Annotated in this window: 17 protein-coding genes; 13 read left to right on the forward strand and 4 right to left on the reverse strand. The window is 42.9% G+C overall.

From position 1 onward, the window contains the following. Nucleotides 1-246: 246 nt before the first annotated feature. From meaB to WS34_RS02200, 4 genes are all read left to right on the forward strand, one after another. The gene (gene meaB / locus WS34_RS02185; protein WP_046402953.1) at nucleotides 247-1,341 is read left to right on the forward strand and encodes a methylmalonyl Co-A mutase-associated GTPase MeaB; all 1,095 of its coding nucleotides are present in this window, start codon (nucleotides 247-249) and stop codon (nucleotides 1,339-1,341) included. Nucleotides 1,342-1,617: 276 nt separating this feature from the next. Next, nucleotides 1,618-3,168: a tetratricopeptide repeat protein gene (locus WS34_RS02190; protein WP_046402875.1), complete on the forward strand. Its 1,551-nt coding sequence runs from the start codon at nucleotides 1,618-1,620 to the stop codon at nucleotides 3,166-3,168. A 709-nt stretch (nucleotides 3,169-3,877) separates the two neighbouring features. After that, on the forward strand, nucleotides 3,878-4,963 hold the full coding sequence (locus WS34_RS02195) for a hypothetical protein (RefSeq protein WP_046402876.1): 1,086 nt from the start codon (nucleotides 3,878-3,880) through the stop codon (nucleotides 4,961-4,963). Beyond that, a complete protein-coding gene (locus WS34_RS02200) occupies nucleotides 4,960-5,337 on the forward strand; it encodes a hypothetical protein (protein WP_041557056.1) in 378 nt (125 codons plus the stop codon). The genes WS34_RS02195 and WS34_RS02200 overlap by 4 nt, the downstream gene beginning before the upstream one ends. Before the next feature lie 111 nt (nucleotides 5,338-5,448). Here the strand turns inward: WS34_RS02200 and WS34_RS02205 are convergent, their stop codons facing one another. Next, the gene (locus WS34_RS02205) at nucleotides 5,449-5,910 is read right to left on the reverse strand and encodes a type I restriction enzyme HsdR N-terminal domain-containing protein (protein WP_013613704.1); all 462 of its coding nucleotides are present in this window, start codon (nucleotides 5,908-5,910) and stop codon (nucleotides 5,449-5,451) included. A gap of 49 nt (nucleotides 5,911-5,959) precedes the next feature. Next, entirely contained in the window at nucleotides 5,960-7,186 is a 1,227-nt protein-coding gene (locus WS34_RS02210; protein WP_046402879.1) for an S-adenosylmethionine:tRNA ribosyltransferase-isomerase, read from the reverse strand. 188 nt (nucleotides 7,187-7,374) lie between these two features. Between WS34_RS02210 and WS34_RS02215 the strand changes: the two genes are divergently transcribed. From WS34_RS02215 to WS34_RS02255, 9 genes are all read left to right on the forward strand, one after another. Continuing rightward, nucleotides 7,375-8,145, forward strand: coding sequence for an AMP nucleosidase (locus tag WS34_RS02215; protein WP_013613702.1), 771 nt, complete (start codon nucleotides 7,375-7,377; stop codon nucleotides 8,143-8,145). A 6-nt stretch (nucleotides 8,146-8,151) separates the two neighbouring features. Continuing rightward, complete coding sequence (locus WS34_RS02220) at nucleotides 8,152-8,556, forward strand: DUF1573 domain-containing protein (RefSeq protein WP_046402881.1); 405 nt, start codon at nucleotides 8,152-8,154, stop codon at nucleotides 8,554-8,556. A gap of 33 nt (nucleotides 8,557-8,589) precedes the next feature. Further along, nucleotides 8,590-8,898 (forward strand): preprotein translocase subunit YajC, encoded by a 309-nt coding sequence (gene yajC, locus WS34_RS02225; protein ID WP_013613700.1) that lies wholly within the window; start codon nucleotides 8,590-8,592, stop codon nucleotides 8,896-8,898. A 168-nt stretch (nucleotides 8,899-9,066) separates the two neighbouring features. Beyond that, the gene (locus WS34_RS02230) at nucleotides 9,067-10,059 is read left to right on the forward strand and encodes a YbbR-like domain-containing protein (RefSeq protein ID WP_013613699.1); all 993 of its coding nucleotides are present in this window, start codon (nucleotides 9,067-9,069) and stop codon (nucleotides 10,057-10,059) included. Further along, nucleotides 10,059-10,652: a dephospho-CoA kinase gene (gene coaE, locus WS34_RS02235; RefSeq protein ID WP_013613698.1), complete on the forward strand. Its 594-nt coding sequence runs from the start codon at nucleotides 10,059-10,061 to the stop codon at nucleotides 10,650-10,652. Before WS34_RS02230 ends, coaE begins: the two co-directional genes overlap by 1 nt. A gap of 6 nt (nucleotides 10,653-10,658) precedes the next feature. Continuing rightward, nucleotides 10,659-11,396 carry a TerB family tellurite resistance protein gene (locus WS34_RS02240; RefSeq protein WP_013613697.1) on the forward strand — a complete coding sequence of 246 codons (738 nt, stop codon included), beginning with the start codon at nucleotides 10,659-10,661 and terminating at the stop codon, nucleotides 11,394-11,396. 87 nt (nucleotides 11,397-11,483) lie between these two features. Continuing rightward, the gene (locus WS34_RS02245) at nucleotides 11,484-11,900 is read left to right on the forward strand and encodes a DUF5606 family protein (protein WP_013613696.1); all 417 of its coding nucleotides are present in this window, start codon (nucleotides 11,484-11,486) and stop codon (nucleotides 11,898-11,900) included. Nucleotides 11,901-11,981: 81 nt separating this feature from the next. Further along, complete coding sequence (locus WS34_RS02250) at nucleotides 11,982-12,680, forward strand: tRNA1(Val) (adenine(37)-N6)-methyltransferase (RefSeq protein WP_046402885.1); 699 nt, start codon at nucleotides 11,982-11,984, stop codon at nucleotides 12,678-12,680. Nucleotides 12,681-12,947: 267 nt separating this feature from the next. Continuing rightward, the gene (locus WS34_RS02255) at nucleotides 12,948-15,152 is read left to right on the forward strand and encodes a GH92 family glycosyl hydrolase (RefSeq protein WP_046402887.1); all 2,205 of its coding nucleotides are present in this window, start codon (nucleotides 12,948-12,950) and stop codon (nucleotides 15,150-15,152) included. 82 nt (nucleotides 15,153-15,234) lie between these two features. Here WS34_RS02255 and WS34_RS02260 read toward each other — a convergent pair whose 3' ends face one another. Continuing rightward, nucleotides 15,235-16,521 carry a nucleotide sugar dehydrogenase gene (locus WS34_RS02260; protein WP_022160594.1) on the reverse strand — a complete coding sequence of 429 codons (1,287 nt, stop codon included), beginning with the start codon at nucleotides 16,519-16,521 and terminating at the stop codon, nucleotides 15,235-15,237. Next, a complete protein-coding gene (locus WS34_RS02265; RefSeq protein WP_013613692.1) occupies nucleotides 16,521-17,501 on the reverse strand; it encodes an SDR family oxidoreductase in 981 nt (326 codons plus the stop codon). Before WS34_RS02265 ends, WS34_RS02260 begins: the two co-directional genes overlap by 1 nt. Between the last annotated feature and the right edge of the window lie 66 nt (nucleotides 17,502-17,567).

Raw genomic sequence — 17,567 nt, forward strand, 5'->3', positions numbered from 1 at the left:
TGTTGTGGAATACCAGTTCCCTTGATTCCGGGTATGTGCAAGTTCCACGCTTATTTTTTTATTAAAAAGTACACAAAACTTGCCTGTCCCCTATTATATAGCGGAGTTCCAAAAACCCAGCAGGCAGTCGGCAAATCAATCGTTTCTTTCCAGACTTTCGGTTACCGGCTGTTTTTTATGAAAATCCACCTTTTTATCCTATCTTTGCGTGAAACAAATCAAATCTGGGAAATTATGTCAGAATGTATAGAACATCCGGAGAATGCTCCGGAATATGAAGGATTAAAGGTGAACAAAGGCATCGAGCAGCCCGATCCCATGAATCCCAATATTGCTGCGCGCCTGAAAAATATACGGAGGCAAACCCTGACCACCGACGATTATGTCGAAGGTATTCTGAAAGGAAACATCAACATCCTAAGCCAGGCGATCACGCTGGTAGAAAGTGCCAAACCCGAGCACCAGGCCGTTGCCCAGGAAGTGATCAACCGTTGTCTGCCCTCCTCCGGACGGTCTGTACGGATCGGTATCACGGGTGTACCGGGAGCCGGCAAGAGTACTTTCATCGAAAGTTTCGGAAAATATCTCACCGGCCAGGGACATAAAATCGCTGTATTGGCCATCGACCCGAGTAGTGAACGGTCGAAAGGAAGTATCCTGGGCGACAAGACCCGTATGGAAGAGCTTGCCTGTGACCCTCATGCTTACATTCGGCCTTCCCCGTCAGCAGGTTCCTTAGGTGGTGTCGCCCGGAAAACCCGCGAAGCCATGATCCTTTGTGAAACAGCCGGCTTCGACATCATCCTCATCGAGACGGTCGGTGTAGGCCAAAGCGAAACAGCCGTACACTCGATGGTCGACTTTTTCCTGCTGGTACAAATTGCCGGAGCCGGAGACGAGCTTCAGGGCATCAAACGGGGAATCATGGAAATGGCCGACAGCATCATTATCAACAAAGCCGACGGGAACAACATTCAACGGGCAGAACTAGCTAAAGCGCAGCTCCAGACCGCCCTGCACTTTTTTCCGCCCCACGAATCCGGCGTCATGCCCAAAGTCATGACTTGTTCCGCTTATGAACGCACCGGTATCGATGCTATTTGGGAAAATATCCTGCACTATTGCAGTGAAACTCAACAAAACGGTTATTTCGATGTCCGCCGTGCCGAACAATCCACATACTGGATGTACGAAACCATCGACGAACAATTACGCAACCATTTCTATCAAAGCCAAAAGGAAAATTTAAAAATAGCAGAAAAACAGGTCATGAGTAATCAGGTCAGCTCCTTTGCCGTTGCTTTCGAACTGTTGGACAACTATTTCAATACAAACAAATAAAGGAGCGCTATCCCGATTACCGAGACTGCCCGAAAAGTCGAATCTATGACTTTTCGTAATTAGCATCTTATTCAAAAATCGGCCCCCTGCTGATTGGTGGAACTGAAACTACTGACCTATCTATCAGAACTGCAGATTCGCCAATCAGCATACTGAAAAAGGTAAACTTAGCAAAGTGAATACAAACCTTTCGAACCAAATATGAAAAGCTGTCTGTTCATCTTTATTTTTGCAAGCCTTTGGGGCAGTTGCCGAAATCGATATCCTTCAGAAAGAATGCTGAATCAAGCTGCACAATTGATTTATTCCTCCCCTCAACAAGCTTTGAAGCTGCTGGATTCCATTTCCCCAAAAATATTAAAACGGAATGCCCGTCACAACCTATATTTATTAAAAGTTCATGCTGCTTACGAAGCCTATCAGGATATCTCGGTATATCCTCCCCTTTCTAATACAGCCCGATATTTTCAGCAACAGGGTGATTCAACCAAAGCAGGGTGGGCCCATTTATTTACGGGTATCATGGACAGCAAGAACGGTTATTATGAAAAAGCCTCTATCAACCTGTCGGAAGCAAAAGAGAATGCACCACGACAAGACAGTATGCTCTTATTTCAAATTCATTATCACCTCGGAGAGCTATATAAACTTCGCCGTGACCAACAAGCGAGTATCGAATCTTACCAAAAAGCCATAGAATATCACTCTCCCCAGAATAAATACAGCAATTATGAAATGGGCGACTGTCTGCTCAACACCAGACAATATGCAGCAGCCCGGACATATTATAAAAAGGCCGAGCTAAACGCTTTGAATTTACAGGATTCGGTAGATGTGGCTTACCTCATGTTGCAGATCAGTATTTCTTATTCGAACACACAAAATACAGCGAATGCAATTCTTTACACGCATAATGCCTTAAAATATGATCCGAATCCGGAGTTTCAGAAACAGGGTTATCTCCTTTTAAGTGAAATTTATCTACATCGCCAGCAGCTGGATTCTGCCAGGTATTATCTGAAAAAGGCATCCGTGTCAACGGACGATTCGGAAAAATTACAAGCCCAATATTATAAACAACTATACCAAATTGCCGAGTTAAAGAAAGACTATCAGTCGGCATTAAATCATTATAAGAAATATACAACCTATATTACAGATTACCAACTAAACAAGACCGAAGAACGTATCGACAATATCGTCAACCGCCACCACCAAAAGAAATGGCAACGCGAAAACCGCAGGCTGGTCCGCCAGCGCATGCTATTGGTCAACGGTAACCTCGTTCTGGCTTTACTTTTTATACTACTAGCCACTTATATCGGTATCTTATTGAAAAAAAGACGGGAAAAATACCTGAACGCCTGCCAAATGATCGAAACTCTACAGCATTTATGCCAAGAACAAAACCGATGTCAGGATAAATTTAAAGAACTGTTGCTGAATAAATTGGAAGTATCCAAAAAATTAGCTTTTATTTCAAGCTATCCCCATGACAAGCATCAGGCATTTTTAAAAATGTATAATGAAATTCTGGGAGACATCGGACAGACCGATTTAAACTGGGATGAACTCTATTTCACCATAAATTATTTATACAACAATTTCCAGCAAAAATTGAAGGATAAGTTTCCTTCCCTGAACGAAAAAGAAATTCAATTGTGTTGTCTGATCCGAGGTGGTTTCAAAACCGATGAAATCGCTTTTGTCATCCGGCAAAGTGTCTATTCAATCCACAAACGGAAAACGGCTATCCGGAAAAAATTGGGTATGGACGAACGGGCCGATATCTTAACAATAATACTCTCCTTACTGGACAATTCATAGAAGAAAAAGCAGGATAAATACGACCTTACAATTCAATTTCATTTTTTTACCAAATTTACAAACCTGTCCAATCACAACAAACTGATTTACAGACACACATTTTTCTGTTTTACAATTACAAAAACACAAATTACAAATACAGAATCCACAAAATAAGATAAGGCACCTACATACCAGATTACACCATTTAGAATTTGTATTTAATAGAATTTTGGCAGTTAATATATGTTTACCCTAAATGTATCACTGAATTGCAAACCGACTCTGATCCGGGAAAGATCATTCTCCCCCGGAAAATCCATACATATCTTCGTTAAAATCCATACATATCTTTTTTAAAATTCGTCCGTATCTTTTTGGAAAAACATACGGGAGAAAATCCGGAAACATACGCCCGAATGAAACAAAAGGACGAATATCCTGAAATCACTCACCGAAACCCTACAGCAGGAATATACGGCAAGCAGTACTCCTATCATTTACCTATAAAACAGACTGCCCCCGTTTAGATTCCCGAATAACAAGTCTCCAGTTTCCACCCCTTATAAACGAATTATCACCTTTTACCAATTTTTCTTAATACTATTTTTATAACAAACTCACAATCAGTGTATAAAAAAACAACATTACAATTAGAAACAAGAGGTATATTAATTGAATCCTTAATTTATTCTATAATTTTAATCCATCAATTTTAATTTTTAAAACTATGAATAAACTATTAAAATGTATTAGTATAATTTTATTATTTTTTTCTTGTGAAGAAAAAATAATAGAAAAAGAAGATCTTCCTTCAACTAAAGGCTGTTCCCAACAGAATTCCTATGAAATTATAGACGGTATTCTACATTTCAAATCTCCCGAAGCAATGAGTACATTAGTAAATGTGTTAGAAAAAATGTCTGATGAGGAATTTTTTGCATGGGAAAAAACAAATAATTTTTATTCGTTATATCATGCAATTTCAAATGCAGAGGAAGATATTTTTTCTGATAGTGTATCTTTTGAAAAGAAATTAAAACAATACGAAAATTTAGTGTATTTAGATGAAAATGAAACAATTCAAGCCAAAGTACCCTCTCGATTATATCAACTAATTTGTAATAATGAGGGATATTTTTTCATCAATAAATATAAACATCAAGTGATTTCAGATGAAATTATTACTAAAGACAATCAACTTAGGAACATAGAAAGCAGAAAATATATTGTTAACAACTCTCCCCAAACACGAACAAAACAAGAACCAAGATACCCCATAGCTTCTTCAACATATACAGGTAATAAACGACGTGTACATGTTACAGTATTATATATTCGAGAAATTGTTCGAAATACTAACGGAGAATGGGTTGGAAAGCAAATATTACAATTAGAATCTACATCATACAAAAGAGTATTAGGAAGATATAAAAGGTACAAAACAGTCCATTCTGTAGATGTTCTTGGTTTTTATTGCTCAAAAGGAGTTTATAAGAAAGAAGACGGAAATTACTCCACACGCAATGTAAGATTCGAGGGCTTAGGAGGTGGAGGTTCTGTTGGAGAAAAAAAGACTATGACAATGAACTATTTTTTATCTCCCTCAAATTTATGGATTCCAGAAAAATATATTTCCATTAATGAAAAAGATATAAGTTTTGTACAAACTAGAGTTAGTACTCGTGGTACAGGTAATAGCGGGGCTGTTGTTGTTTATACAAGAGATTCATTTATTTCTTTGCCCTTTATTATTCCTACCACAGGAACCCCACAAATTATAAGGCCTTTAATAACAGAAAATTTTGGAGAATGATGAAAAAATGCTCAGTAATTACCGGTATGATTTTAGCAAGCCTTTTACTGTTTATGAACAGTTGCGAGAAAGATTACCTGAATGCGGAAGAGATTAGTTATTCGTTGACCGTTTCGGATACCGTTTATCTGAATGAACCTGTAACCATCAAGGGAGTGATCAACCAGGACTTAGATATCAGAGTCTATTGGGAAAACTGGAATAATGATCATTTGATCGGCGTGCTCAAACCGTACCGGGACTCTATTGTCTGGATACCGGAAAACATAAAAGAAGGGCCAGCCAATCTGTTGACACAAATCGCTTATAAAAGTGGAAGAAAGAACCAAACGAACCTCATGGGCGGGAAAAATATCGTGATAAAAAAAAGATAACATTCAGAATCACGGAAAGCTTCACCACGTCATCAGCACAAATCCCTTCCCGGATAGCTTGTTCTATCAATAACAGGCATACCTGGATGGGATTTACGTATAAATAAGGAATCAGGCCAATAGTTCCCTCTCCTGGGAAAATTCCGGGAAATCGTCCAGAAAACAGAAGTCGTTTTCCTGATTCATATAACCGCAAAAATGGCGAACCCCATTGGTAATGGCTACATAGGGAGCTGCCAGTGTCAGATTATAGCGAAACACCTGGTCGAACACTTTTTGGGTAAGTGCCACAGCAGGCGCTTTACATTCGACCAGCAGCCAAGGATTACCGCTCCGGTCGAAAACCACGATATCGAAACGCCTTTTCAGGCCATACAGTTCAATTTCTCTTTCGACGGCAACCCGGGAGATCGCATATCCTTTCTTTTCTACCAGATAATGCACCACATGTTGCCGTACCCATTCTTCAGGCGTCAGGACCACATACTTCTTCCGGACGATATCGAATATCATCACCGTCCCGTTTTGCTTTTTCACCTTATAATCGAATCCCGGTAACGAAAGCTCTAACATATCCTTCACTATTTTTCTCCTCGCTTTATTTTCGCCTTTAGTTTATAGCCTATGACTTTTTCACCTCCAACAAACTACTATCTCCATAACTCAAAAACCGGAAATCATGAGCCAGCGCGTAATCATAAATTTTGTGCCAATCCTCTCCGACAGCTGCACCGACCAATAACAACAGGGTACTTTGGGGCTGATGGAAATTAGTGAACATGGCATCGATCACCCGATAGCGGTACCCGGGAACAATAATAATCGTCGTACGGGCTTTCAGCAACTCCTGACAAGCTGTGTCGAACCAACCGCACAAGGCTTCCATGGCTTCCCTCAAAGAATAATCCTGAGGTAAAGTATACGCTTCCCATTGTCCTAGCGTAAAAAAATCCTCCTGTCCTGCCAGGCGTTTCACCCCCATCCAGTATAAACTTTCCAACGTACGTACCGAGGTTGTTCCCACTGCAACGATATCACCGGTCTTCTCCTTCAATTGTTCTACCAATTCGCGGGAAATGACCAAATGTTCCGTATGCATATCGTGATCTCCGATCGTCTCTGCTTTTACCGGCCGGAAAGTACCTGCCCCGACATGCAAGGTCAATTCCCGGACATGCACACCTTTCTCTTTCAGATCGTTTAAAATCGCCCGGGTAAAATGTAATCCGGCAGTCGGAGCTGCCACAGACCCTTCTTCTTTGGAATACACCGTTTGGTATCGGACTTCATCGGAAGCTTCCGATTCCCGGTTCAGATAAGGAGGGATCGGAATCCGGCCGCATCCTTCCAGCACTTCACTGAACGAAAGACCTCCCGTCCAGCTAAAACGGATAATCAACTCCCCCTCTTGTTGCCGCACCTTTTCGGCGGTTAACCGATAGGTCGCTTCGCCATAGGTAAAGTCACAGGCAATGCTCCCTTCCTTCCATTTTTTCAGGTTCCCCACCATACAACTCCATTCACAACTATCACGAGCTGCAAAATTCTGAGCATAATCGACCGGCAGATACGGTTCGAGACAAAACACTTCGATCACAGCTCCTGTCGCCTTGCGGAAAAACAGACGGGCATGAATGACTTTCGTATTGTTGAACACAAGCATCTGTCCAGCCCTAAGGAGGTGACGCACCTCTGAAAAACGACTTTCTTCTATCCGTCCACCCCTATATATCAACAATTTAGAAGCCTCTCGTTCGGCCAAAGGGAATTTTGCTATCCGTTCGTCGGGCAAATTGTAAGTATAGTCTTCAATCCTTATATTCCTGAGTTTATCCAGTTCTCTATCCATATCATTTTGTCGTTTGACAATAATATTCTATTTTTATGTTCTGAAAGGCCGGGGATTGCATTTTGCAAAATCGGTCAAAGATAGTGAAAGGTGAGAACAGTGACAAATGAAAATTTATTTTCAATTTGACCCTACCAAACCGCATCCTAATCTTATCCAAAGATAACAAAAAGATCAAAGATCAGGTTATGAAAACAAAGAAAGACATTGTAGACAATTGGTTACCCCGGTATACGGGAAGAGAATTAAAAGATTTTTCAAAATATATTTTACTCACCAACTTCGAATATTATCTGGAACTATTCTCCGAATTATATCAGGTACCTATCGTCGGAGCAGACAAGACCATGCCTAATGTCTCCTGTAACGGGATTACGCTGGTCAATTTCGGTATGGGCAGTCCGAATGCCGCCACCATACTGGATTTACTTTCGGCCATAGAGCCCGAAGCCGTGCTTTTTATCGGTAAATGTGGCGGGATTAAGGAAAAGAACTCCGTGGGTGATTATATTCTTCCCATCGCTGCGATAAAAGGCGAAGGAACCTCCGACGATTATCTGCCTCACGAAGTGCCTGCCCTACCGGCTTTCAGCATTCAAAAAGCCTGTTCGAAGGCCATCACGAATCATGGGCGGGAATATTATACCGGCGTAGTCTACACGACGAACCGACGGGTATGGGAATACGACGATCGTTTTAAAGAATACCTGAAAAGTACCCGGGCCATGGCGGTCGATATGGAAACGGCCACGATCTTTACTGTCGGTTTTGCCAATCGTATCCCGACAGGTGCCTTACTGTTAGTCTCCGACCGTCCCATGATCTCCGACGGAATAAAAACAGCCGAATCGGACAAACACGTCACGCAGAATTTCGTTAAACAACATCTGGAAATAGGCGTAGAGGTCCTGAATAATATCAAAGAAAAAAATTACTCCGTAAAACACCTGATTTTTTAATCGAAGATGAAGAAACAAATTTCTTATTTTCTACTTTTTACTTTTTATCTATTTCTTTTTTCGTGTAAAGAAAAACAAAATTCTTCCGTTCCGCCAGCCGACACCCGGGTGGAATGGATAAAGAAGACCTGGGACTTCGGTAACATCACCCAAGGTGAAACGGTAACCCATACCTTCTATTTCAAAAACACAGGGACCCAAAACCTGCTGATTAAAAATGTGGAAACGGGATGTGGATGTACAACAGCCGATTATGACAAAGCTCCCGTTCGCCCCGGGAAAGAAGGAAAAATAGAAATTGCCTTCAACTCTGAAGGCAGATACGGTAAACAATACAAAGAAATCCGTATATTTGCAAACATTCCGGAAAAACAGGTTATCCTGAGTTTTACCGCGACTGTAAAAGAATAAAATCAAATCATTTTAAATTAATAAACAACAATTATGAACACATTACTTATTGTATTACAACAACAAAGCAACGGTTTAATGAATTTCTTACCCTTGATCCTGATCATCGTCGTATTCTGGTTCTTTATGATTCGTCCTCAGATGAAAAGACAGAAAGAATTGAAAAACTTCCGTGACTCACTGAAAAAAGGAGATAAGATTGTGACGACCGGAGGTATTTATGGAAAAGTACTCGAAATCGGGGATTATTATATTATCATGGAAGTGGAAGGCCAAAACCGCCTGAAAATCGACAAATCGGCAGTTATAAAAGACATGACCGACGCTACTCCGGCAAAATAAATCACCCGACCGACGTCCGGAACGATTGGTAGACCTATGCACTGACCGAACTACGGATCAGCGGCTTCAGTCCTGCCAATCCTCTTCGCCGGTCTGTCTCTGAAAAGAAAGCCGATCCCCCGAAAACCGACGGATCGATGTGACTATTTTATCATAAAAACCGATTCCATGTACTTGCCCAAAGTCAACCTTCAGCAAATCCAGCAGTTTAAGGAGAAATACCTCAACCGGAATATCGTCTCCTACCTGATTTGTGTTGTCATAGCTTCCATCTTATGGTTTCTGAACACTTTGAGCAAAGATTATCTGACAGAAATAACCTATCCGGTCAAGTACACCAATTTCCCCGCGGGAAAATATCCCGTTGCAGAACTCCCCACCCAAATCCAGCTCACGGTAAAAGCCAAAGGATTTGCTTTATTGGGACATAGCATCCGCACTTCTTTTCTGCCTATTACTTTTAATGTAGGCAGTTATTGTAATCATGCCCTCTCCGACAAGGCAGGCATACAGGAATTCATCCTGAACACCAACGACATCAAAGACAAAATCAGCAGTCAATTAAATACGGAAATTCAATTACAGAGTGTAGCTCCGGAAGAGATCGTATTCCAATTCGCACAATCGGGCCGGAAAAAGGTAGCCATCCGGCCTATTGTGGATTACACCCTGAAAAGACAATATATCGTCAACCAGATAACGGTCGCTCCCGACAGTACCTGGATAGAAGGACCGGTCAATATACTGGACACTTTACACTGTATCCCGACCGAACTTATCAAGCTGAAAAATATCAGTAAAAATATAACCCGTACAGCAGAATTAGTCGCTTTACCTTATTGCACTCCTCAGGAAACCGCTGTGGAAGTCGATATACAAGTAGAGCAATTTACGGAGGCCAGGAAGATCATCCCGATCACCCCCCTTCATGTCCCCGATTCTTTGACGCTCCGGCTCTTCCCGGATAATGTCAATATCAGTTATGAAATAGGACTGAGTAAATACGATAAAATTACAGCCAGCGATTTCATCTTTTCTGTAGATTATCCGAAAAATGCAGATGTCACTTATCTGGAAGTCAAGGTTGTAAAAGCACCGGATTACATCAAAAACTTGTCCTATACCCCCCAAAAGGTCGAATATATATTGGAAAAAAAATAATGATACATTCTATCGGTTTAACAGGTGGCATAGGTTCAGGGAAGAGTACGATCGCCGGTATCTTGAAACAACTGGGTTATCCGGTCTATCTCGCCGACCCGGAAGCTTCCCGGTTAATCAATCGTTCTGTAGAAATCCGTAACGACCTTACCGGTCTGTTCGGGGCGGATCTGTATACCCCCCGAGGAATGCTCGACAAAAAATTATTAGCGGATATCATCTTCAAAAATCCACAAGCCCTGAGTCAGGTGAACCGGATCGTTCATCCCCGGGTAATCCGTGATTTTCAACACTGGCGGGAACAGCAGAACAGTCCTTTGGTCTTCTTCGAATCGGCTATTCTTTTTGAAGCCGGTCTCACCCGTCATTTTGATTTTATTATTTGTGTAACAGCATCAGAAGCCACCCGTTTAAAAAGAGTGATTCTTCGGGATGCGACGAATGAAGACAAGGTAAAAGAAAGAATGCAAAACCAAGCTGCCGACACAGAAAAATGTAAAAATTCGGATTTCATCATTTACAACGACGAGGACCATATGGTCGTACAGCAAGTCCTGGATGTTTTGAATAAGTTGAATTTAAAAATACAATAAATAGTCATGGCAAAATATGGAAAATGGATTGGTGCAGGTTTAGGATTAGCACTGGGGGGACCTCTCGGTGCTTTATTCGGATTGTTTATCGGGTCGATGTTCGACAACATCCAGACCATTGCGATCCCATCGGACGGGGGACCTATTCCTCCGGGCCAAACCGGGCGTGGTGATTTTACTTTCAGTCTGACCGTGTTGGCGACCGCAGTGATGAAAGCCGACGGCCGGATCATGCGTTCCGAACTCGATTATGTCAAAACATTTCTCATCCGGAATTTCGGCATCGAAGCCACACGTGAGGCCATGCAAATGATCAAAGAACTGAGTACACGAGATATCCCTGTCGACGATGTATGTCAGCAAATCCGTTTTCAGATGCCTGAAGCTTCTAAAGTACAATTGCTCTATTTCCTGTTCGGTATTGCCAAAGCAGACGGCACCGTCAGTACGGCCGAGATCGGTCTGCTCGAAAATATTTCCAACCGGCTGGGCATCGATCATGTCACTTTCATGTCCGTAAAATCCATGTATTACGATGACATCGAATCCGCCTATCAGGTTTTGGGCATCGACAGCAGTGCCAGTAATGAAGAGATCAAAAAAGCTTACCGCAAAATAGCAATGGAAAATCATCCCGATAAAGTAGGGCACCTCGGAGAAGATATCCGGAAAGCTGCGGAAGAAAAATTCAGCCGGATCAACGTCGCTTACGAAAAGATCAAAAAACAAAGAGGCATGAATTAGTATCAGATTGTAAGATGAACATTTTCAATTTCCAATTAAATGCACTAGTTTTGCAACTCATTTTTGTGAAACTTCAAATAACGAACTATGTTAAAAGAAATTTTATCCATTTCAGGAAAGCCTGGTTTACAAAAACTGATCAGTAATTCTTCTAATGCCATTATCGTCGAATCACTTATCGATGGCAAGCGTTTCCCCGCCTATTCAAATTCAAAAATTATTGCACTGGAAGATATCTCTATTTATACTGAGGCTGAAGATATGCCTTTGAAAGAAGTTTTCAAACGCATTTCTGCTAAAGAAAATGGAAAATCTGCACTGAGTCACAAAGAACCTACTGAAAAAATTCTGGCTTATTTCGAAGAGATCGTTCCGGAATATGATAAGGAACGGGTATATGTCTCGGATATGAAAAAAATCATTCAGTGGTACAACCTGCTCACCGAGAAGGGAATGCTGGACCTGGATGAAGAAGCCAAAGAAGAAGAGAAAAAAGAAGCATAACCTCCTCCTAAAACATAAAGAAGTCGGGGTGCCCCGAAAGGCTTTCGGACCATCTCAACTTCTTTTCATTTCTGACCACCGATGTTTCAATTCAAGCGATTCGTCATCCATCAAGAACATACTCCGATGAAAGTCGGAACAGACGGTGTATTATTAGGAGCGTGGGCAGAGCTTGAAGAGGCGGCGTCCATTTTGGATATCGGTACGGGGACCGGCCTGATCGCACTCATGGCAGCCCAAAGAAACGCACAAGCCCGGATCGATGCCCTGGAAATCGAACCGGCGGCCTGCCGGGAAGCCGCCTATAACATTCGAATCAGTCCGTGGGCCGAACGTATCCGGTTATATCCCCAGGCCTTGCAAGCCTTCTTTCCTGCTATCGGTTATGACTGTATCCTTTGTAATCCTCCTTTTTTCGTACACTCCACACCGGCACCGGATAACGGCCGTAGTTTAGCGCGGCATACCGGCACGCTTCCCCATACCGAATTGATCGTTCATGCCGAACGCCTGCTTACACCTCACGGTAAGTTCCAGGTAATTCTCCCTGTAGAAGAAGCTTGCCAGTTAATCGCCTATGCCAGGCGATACCATTTATTCCCCCGGAAAATCACCCGTGTACATCCCAATCCGGGAAAAGCCCCCAAGCGGCTTCTTATCCAACTGACAAGACAAACTCTTCCTCCGGTCGAAACAGATCTGACCGTAGAACTTTCCCGCCATCATTACAGCGAAGAATACATCGCTTTGACCCATGAATTTTATCTAAAAATGGAATAACTGTCTGATTTTTATCTTTTTTAGGGAAATTTCCCGGTTTTAAAGAAATCTATCCGGACATTTAACGATCCATTAACTGTAAATTATTCGGAACCGCCTTATCTTTGTCATGTCAAAACGAAGAATAAAAGACACGTTTTTTTCATAAGTTTGTATGTTTAGGTTAGTAGTTAGTAATTAATAAGAGATCGGTTTCCCCGGTCTCTTATTTTTTTCTATCTTTATCCATTGAAATCATTAACAACACTCAAATTTACGACTTTGTCCATGAAAACTCTTCTATTTGTCTGTAGTCTTCTTTTATGTCTGGGCATAACCGGTTGTCGTCAAAATGAAAAGGAACTCAAAATAACGGCCTACGTAAATCCTTTTATCGGTACCGACGGTCACGGCCATTGTTTTCCGGGAGCGATCCTGCCCTTCGGCGGTATTCAGCTTAGCCCCGATAATCCCCGTAACGGTTGGGACTGGACCTCAGGTTATCATTATTCCGACAGCATCATATCTTCTTTCTCTCACACTCATCTAAGCGGCACAGGTATCGGTGATCTGCAAGATATCCGGTTTCTTCCGGTGAGCACTACACCGGATACATCGATCAGCCCTGCTGCTTATATCCAATCGGGATATGCCCGTTTTTCCCACCGCAACGAGCAGGCCGAACCCGGCTATTACAGTGTTGTATTCGACAACGGTATAAAAACAGAATTATCCGTCACCAACCGATGCGGTATCCATTACTATCAATACCCTGCCAACTCGGCCCATGCTCTGACTATCGATTTAACCACCGCCCGCAACTGGGACCGAACGACAGAAACAAGTATCCGTAAAGTCAACAACCGAACCCTCGAAGGTTACCGGAAATCGCAAGGCTGGGCCAATGACCAGCGGGTGTACTTTATCATCGAATTTTCACAGGATTGCGAAGTATTAGCAGGATACAAGAAATTCTCTCCTCTCGAAAACGGGCAGAAAATAACCGACAAAGGATGTTATCTCTATGTCGATTTCGGCCAGAAGACCAATAAAATCCTGGCCAAAATCAGTATTTCGTCTGCCAATACCGAAGGAGCGATAGCCAATCTGGAAAAAGAACTCTCCCACTGGAGCTTTGACAAAGTGAAAAGGGATGCCAACCACGCCTGGAAAAGACAGCTCCAAAAAATCAAAGCAGAAGGCCGGAACGAAGCCGACTTAGAAAATTTTTATACCGCTTTGTATCATGCTTACACAGCACCTTATCTCTTCTCGGATGTAAACGGTAATTATAAAGGCCCTGATAAAGAAATCCACAGTGTTCATAAACACAACCAATATTCGGTATTTTCCCTTTGGGATACTTACCGGGCAGCACATCCCTTATTCACCATCACCCAAAAGAAACGGGTATCGGATATGATCAATTCTATGCTCAAGCACTATGATGCCTATGGCTTACTACCCGTTTGGGAACTAGCGGGCAACGAAACGTTCTGTATGATCGGTAACCATGCCATCCCTGTTATCACCGAAGCCTATCTGAAAGGCATCCGCAATTTTGATGTCGAAAAGGCTTACGAAGCGATGAAAAAAACGTCGCTCACCGACCGGGCCGGTATGGGTGTTTACCGGAAATACCATTATATTCCTTATGAGCTCGAAAACGAATCGGTATCCAAAACGCTCGAATATGCTTACGATGACTGGTGTATCGCTCAAATGGCCAAAGCCCTGCAAAAAGAAGACGACTATCTTTTCTTTTTAAACGCCTCCCGCAATTACACCAATCTTTTCGACCCCGGTACCGGTTTTATGCGGGGCAAATCTTCTGCCGGAGAATGGAAAACACCCTTCTCCCCGCTCTATTCCAACCACCGGGACGATGAATATACCGAAGGTAACGCCTGGCAATATTCCTGGTTGGTGCAACACGATGTCGAAGGGCTGATCGCCCTGCACGGAGGTGCCGAAGCTTTTATAACCAAACTCGACAGTCTCTTTACCCTGGATGCCCGGCTGGAAGGCGAAAATGCCTCTCCCGACATCAGTGGTTTTATCGGACAATATGCCCATGGGAACGAACCTTCCCATCACATCGCTTATTTATATAATTATGTCGGGCAGCCACACAAAACCCAGCTGTATGTCAACAAAATTCTGACCGGATTATATCACAATACCCCGGATGGCCTTTGCGGGAATGAAGATTGCGGGCAAATGTCCGCCTGGTATATCTTCTCGGCCATGGGCTTTTACCCGGTCAATCCGGTCGAGGGAAAATACCAGTTGGGCGCTCCGCTGTTCGACAAAATAACCCTCTCGACAGGACCGGAGAAAAAATTCGTCATCACAGCCAACAAAGAGTCGGACGGGCACATCTATGTACAGGAAGTATATCTGAATGAGAAAAAACTCGACCGCACCTGGATCACTCACGAAGAGATCATGAATGGCGGAGAATTGAAATTCGTCCTGTCTACCCGCCCTTAAAGAAGAAACACAAATAAAAAAGGCGGTTGTCCTAAGTTCATTTTTTAACTTCCGGCAACCGCCAAGCGATAAATAATTCCTGTTACAACCGTCCTTCTACAGCCTCTCCGGCAACACTTTTCACATCATAAACAATACCGTTTTCTTTACACAACTCCCTCAATCGCAAAGACCGGAATTCCTGATGAGCAACAGCCAATACCACCGCTTCGTATTTTTCGGCGGGAAGGGTATTCTTCATTTCTAAACCGTAGACTTTCCGTACTTCCTCGGGAGATGCCCAGGGATCATAAACATCGACTTCCAAGTCAAATTCTTTCAAAGCAGCGATAATATCGACCACTTTGGTATTTCTGACATCGGGACAATTTTCTTTAAAAGTAATCCCCAACACCAGAACTTTAGATCCCTTGATACATTGTCCTTTCCGGATCATACACTTCAACGTTTGTTTGGCCACATACTCGCCCATACTGTCGTTCAGTCTGCGTCCTGCCAGGATAATTTCCGGATGGTATCCGTATTCCTGAGCTTTCTGGGCCAAATAATAGGGATCCACACCGATACAATGTCCTCCGACCAAGCCGGGCCGGAAGGATAAAAAATTCCACTTCGTAGCGGCAGCTTCGAGCACAGCTTGTGTATCGATATGCATTAAATTGAAGATTTTCGACAATTCGTTGACAAAGGCGATATTGATATCCCGCTGTGAATTTTCTATTACCTTGGCTGCCTCGGCCACTCTGATAGAAGGAGCCAGATGGGTGCCCGCCACGATAACCGAATGATAGAGCGCGTTCACTTTCTCTGCCACCCCGGGAGTAGAACCCGAAGTTACCTTTTTAATTTTTTCTACCGTATGTTGTTTATCTCCCGGATTGATTCTTTCGGGGGAATAACCGGCAAAGAAATCTACATTGTATTTTAATCCTGAAACCCGCTCTATCACAGGGATACAGTCTTCTTCGGTAGCCCCGGGATAAACCGTCGATTCATAAATGACAATATCTCCGCGAACAATCACCTGACCGACTGTCTCACTAGCCCTGATCAACGGAGTGAGATCGGGCCGGTTATGTTTATCGACAGGAGTGGGCACGGTAATGATATAATAATTGCAATCTCTCAGATCTTCCGGGTCACAGGAACAATACAACCCCTTCTCTCCCCGTTTGGGAACGGAGGGGCGCAATACCGATTTCATCACTTCTTCCGACACTTCCAGTGTCCTGTCTATCCCTCGGTTCAAGGCTTCGATACGTTCTTTTTTCAAATCGAACCCGACTACAGCATATTTTGTCGCAAAGAGACGGGCTAAAGGAAGTCCTACATACCCTAATCCGACGACTCCGATTTTAATCTCTTCCATCACTTTCTTTTTAAATTCTCCCAATACCATTTGACCGCTTCCCTCAATCCCTGTTTCATATTAAACCGGGGATCGTATCCCAACAACTGCCGGGCTTTATCGATAGAGGCCAGAGAATGCGGAATATCTCCTTTCCGGACAGGGCCGTAAACAATATCCACGTCAGCAATCCGGGCGTCGTAAAAGCCCAACAACTCTTTGAGATAACCGACCAATTGATTCAACGTGGTATTCTCCCCATAAGCGGTATTGTATACCGTATTTACAGCCTTCGGATTCTCCGTATTCATCGCCAGCCAGTTCATCTGTAAGACATTGTCGATATAGGTAAAATCGCGGGAATATTCACCGTCTCCGTTAATGACCGGAGATTCATACCGCATCAGTTGTTCCACGAATTTCGGGATAACGGCAGCATAAGCACCGTCCGGCGATTGCCGGCGTCCGAATACGTTGAAGTAACGTAAACCGATACATTCCATCCCATATACCCGTCCGAACACATCGGCATAAAGCTCGTTCACATATTTGGTGATGGCATAAGGCGATAAAGGGCGCCCGATCACCTCTTCCACTTTGGGCAAATTCTGAGAATCGCCATAAGTAGAAGAACTGGCGGCATATACAAAACGTCTGACTCCGGCATCCCGGGCAGCGACCAACATATTCAGGAAACCCGAAATATTCACTTCATTGGTGGTCTGCGGGTCATTGATCGACCGCGGTACGGAACCCAAAGCCGCCTCATGAAATACATATTCCGCCTCAGCCACTGCTTTGCGGCAATCTTCCGGTTTGCGGATATCCCCCACCTGCAATTTAAATCGCTCCGGATATTCCCTCAATAAAGCTTCTATATTTTCAAATTTACCTGTAGCAAAATTATCCAGACAAGTCACTTCCTCCCCTGCCTTCAAAAGATATTCACACAGATTCGAACCGATAAAACCGGCTCCTCCTGTTACTAAAAATTTTCTCATTCCAGCCACTTTAAAGAATAGATTACAATACCATCTTTCTATTTCGAATTATCATGTAACAAAAAT

Source organism: Odoribacter sp. N15.MGS-14 (assembly GCF_000980245.1).
Classification (GTDB): domain Bacteria; phylum Bacteroidota; class Bacteroidia; order Bacteroidales; family Marinifilaceae; genus Odoribacter; species Odoribacter splanchnicus.

Bases quoted from the DNA above. Each gene is read 5' to 3' on its own strand.
- WS34_RS02240 (WP_013613697.1), top strand. From the start codon at position 10,659: ATGGCAAAATATGGAAAATGGATTGGTGCAGGTTTAGGATTAGCACTG.
- WS34_RS02245 (WP_013613696.1), top strand. From the start codon at position 11,484: ATGTTAAAAGAAATTTTATCCATTTCAGGAAAGCCTGGTTTACAAAAA.
- WS34_RS02200 (WP_041557056.1), top strand. From the start codon at position 4,960: ATGATGAAAAAATGCTCAGTAATTACCGGTATGATTTTAGCAAGCCTT.
- WS34_RS02205 (WP_013613704.1), bottom strand. From the start codon at position 5,910: ATGTTAGAGCTTTCGTTACCGGGATTCGATTATAAGGTGAAAAAGCAA.
- WS34_RS02215 (WP_013613702.1), top strand. From the start codon at position 7,375: ATGAAAACAAAGAAAGACATTGTAGACAATTGGTTACCCCGGTATACG.
- WS34_RS02260 (WP_022160594.1), bottom strand. From the start codon at position 16,521: ATGGAAGAGATTAAAATCGGAGTCGTCGGATTAGGGTATGTAGGACTT.
- WS34_RS02195 (WP_046402876.1), top strand. From the start codon at position 3,878: ATGAATAAACTATTAAAATGTATTAGTATAATTTTATTATTTTTTTCT.
- WS34_RS02190 (WP_046402875.1), top strand. From the start codon at position 1,618: ATGCTGAATCAAGCTGCACAATTGATTTATTCCTCCCCTCAACAAGCT.
- WS34_RS02250 (WP_046402885.1), top strand. From the start codon at position 11,982: ATGTTTCAATTCAAGCGATTCGTCATCCATCAAGAACATACTCCGATG.
- WS34_RS02265 (WP_013613692.1), bottom strand. From the start codon at position 17,501: ATGAGAAAATTTTTAGTAACAGGAGGAGCCGGTTTTATCGGTTCGAAT.
- WS34_RS02230 (WP_013613699.1), top strand. From the start codon at position 9,067: ATGTACTTGCCCAAAGTCAACCTTCAGCAAATCCAGCAGTTTAAGGAG.
- WS34_RS02220 (WP_046402881.1), top strand. From the start codon at position 8,152: ATGAAGAAACAAATTTCTTATTTTCTACTTTTTACTTTTTATCTATTT.
- yajC (WP_013613700.1), top strand. From the start codon at position 8,590: ATGAACACATTACTTATTGTATTACAACAACAAAGCAACGGTTTAATG.
- WS34_RS02255 (WP_046402887.1), top strand. From the start codon at position 12,948: ATGAAAACTCTTCTATTTGTCTGTAGTCTTCTTTTATGTCTGGGCATA.
- WS34_RS02210 (WP_046402879.1), bottom strand. From the start codon at position 7,186: ATGGATAGAGAACTGGATAAACTCAGGAATATAAGGATTGAAGACTAT.
- coaE (WP_013613698.1), top strand. From the start codon at position 10,059: ATGATACATTCTATCGGTTTAACAGGTGGCATAGGTTCAGGGAAGAGT.